The sequence below is a fragment of the Adhaeribacter aerolatus genome, assembly GCF_007991635.1.
GTDB classification, from domain to species: domain Bacteria; phylum Bacteroidota; class Bacteroidia; order Cytophagales; family Hymenobacteraceae; genus Adhaeribacter; species Adhaeribacter aerolatus.
The window spans coordinates 1-1,863 of record NZ_BJYS01000074.1 but is presented as its reverse complement, the minus strand read 5'-3'; the positions used below and the strand labels follow the sequence as shown (position 1 = coordinate 1,863).

The window sequence follows — 1,863 nt, the reverse complement described above, 5'->3', positions numbered from 1 at the left end:
ACCGAATACCCCGAAATGATATTGCGTTTGCAAGCAACTTACCAGGATTATACTTTGGTGCAGCTTGACCGGGTATTTTACCAGCAGCACTACTTTGTTTTAAAAGAAAACGGCGAAATAATAGCGGGCGTACAAGCCAACCCGGTGGCGTGGCACATCGTGCACATGCCCGGCCTTACCGGCAAAATTGTAATGCAGGTTTTACCCTACGTACCTGTTCTTAACCGCCTGATAAATCCCAAAAACCACAAATTTTTAGCCTTAGAAGCTGTATACATAAAACCGGGCCGCGAGAAAGAATTATTAACTTTATTGGAAAGCACATTAGCTTATTTCAATTATACCTCGGCGTTGCTGATGTTGGATGTAAACTACCCGCTGCGCCAGCAACTGAAAAACTTAGGTAACCTGGGACTGATGCATGCGCTTAATAAAAGCATTTATACCCAGGTAATGGTTAAGACCAACGGCATCACTCCGCAAGAAATTAAAAGCCATCCGGAACAGCCCATTTATGCTTCGGCTTTTGATTTTAGTTAAGCTTTGGCCTAACCAACCTCTATCCATAGCGCCTATGTCGATTAAATCGATATAGCCTAAAAGCATGTCTATTTTTTTTATTTTTTTCGATATAGATATTAGGTATGTCGAAAAACATGAATAAATTCGACATTAAAAGCAGGTATGTCTATTGTATCGACATTGGGCTTTACTAAGGGATTATTAAACCGCCGAACGAAGATGGAAATCTATAATAAAAATTTACCTTACAATAACTTGCCTGATTTACCACCGGCAACATCGCTGGAAACCGTTGAGATATTTAAATTAACCATAGAAGCAAATAAACTGCTGGCGGAGCTAAAAGGATATTGTCAAACTCTACCCGATCCTAATTTATTGCTGAACACGATTGTCTTACAAGAAAGTAAGGAATCGAGCGCCATCGAAAATATTGTGACAACCCAAGACGAACTATACAGAGCTGCTTTAGATTTGGATAATGTTTTTAATAACCCTGCTGCCAAAGAAGTTTTACTTTATCGGCAAGCAATGTACTGGGGCTTGCAGGAAATGCAGAAAAAAGAATTTATTACTACTAATTTATTGGTGGGTATCATGCAAAAGTTTAAACAAACAAATGCTGGTATCCGGAATAATCCGGGTACTAAATTGGCAAATCCAAACAGCAATCATATTGTGTACACCCCGCCGGAAGGAGAAAACCTGATACGTGAAAAATTGGGTAAGTTAGAAATTTTTATAAACGATGATAGCTTTTCGTCTCTTGACCCTTTAATTAAAATGGCGCTCATTCATTATCAGTTTGAAGCCATTCATCCTTTTGCCGATGGCAATGGCCGGACTGGTCGTATTTTAAATGTGCTTTATCTCATCAATAAAAAATTAATTGGCTTACCTGTACTTTACCTTAGCTATTATATTATACAAAATAAACCCGACTATTACCGGCTATTAAGGGAAGTAACCGAAAAACAAAACTGGCACGATTGGGTAAGTTTTATTTTAAAGGGAGTGGCAGAAACAGCCGCCCTAACGCTACAAAGAATAAGTGCTATTCTGGAATTAAAAAAACAAACCGAAGAAATACTTAAAACAATATTAAAAGCCTCTTACTCCCGCGAATTTGCCGATTTACTCTTTAGCTATCCTTACATTAAAATTAAAATATTAGAACAAAATAATATTGCTAAGCGTGAAACTGCCTCTAAATATTTAAAAATGGTAGCAAATGCAGGGTTATTGCAATCTGTAAAAGTAGGGAATGAGGTTTATTACATTAATACACCCTTAATGAAAATTTTATCTTCGTAACAATCTAAACTAGTGCTTCACCAAACT

1 protein-coding gene and 1 pseudogene are annotated in these 1,863 nt (G+C 37.4%); both read left to right on the top strand.

The features are described from left to right. Positions 1-540: pseudogene (locus AAE02nite_RS26460) on the top strand (GNAT family N-acetyltransferase); the annotation flags it as partial. Positions 541-741: 201 nt separating this feature from the next. Then, positions 742-1,836, top strand: a complete 1,095-nt coding sequence (locus AAE02nite_RS26025) for a Fic family protein (RefSeq protein WP_146905802.1) — start codon at positions 742-744, stop codon at positions 1,834-1,836. Positions 1,837-1,863 lie beyond the last annotated feature (27 nt).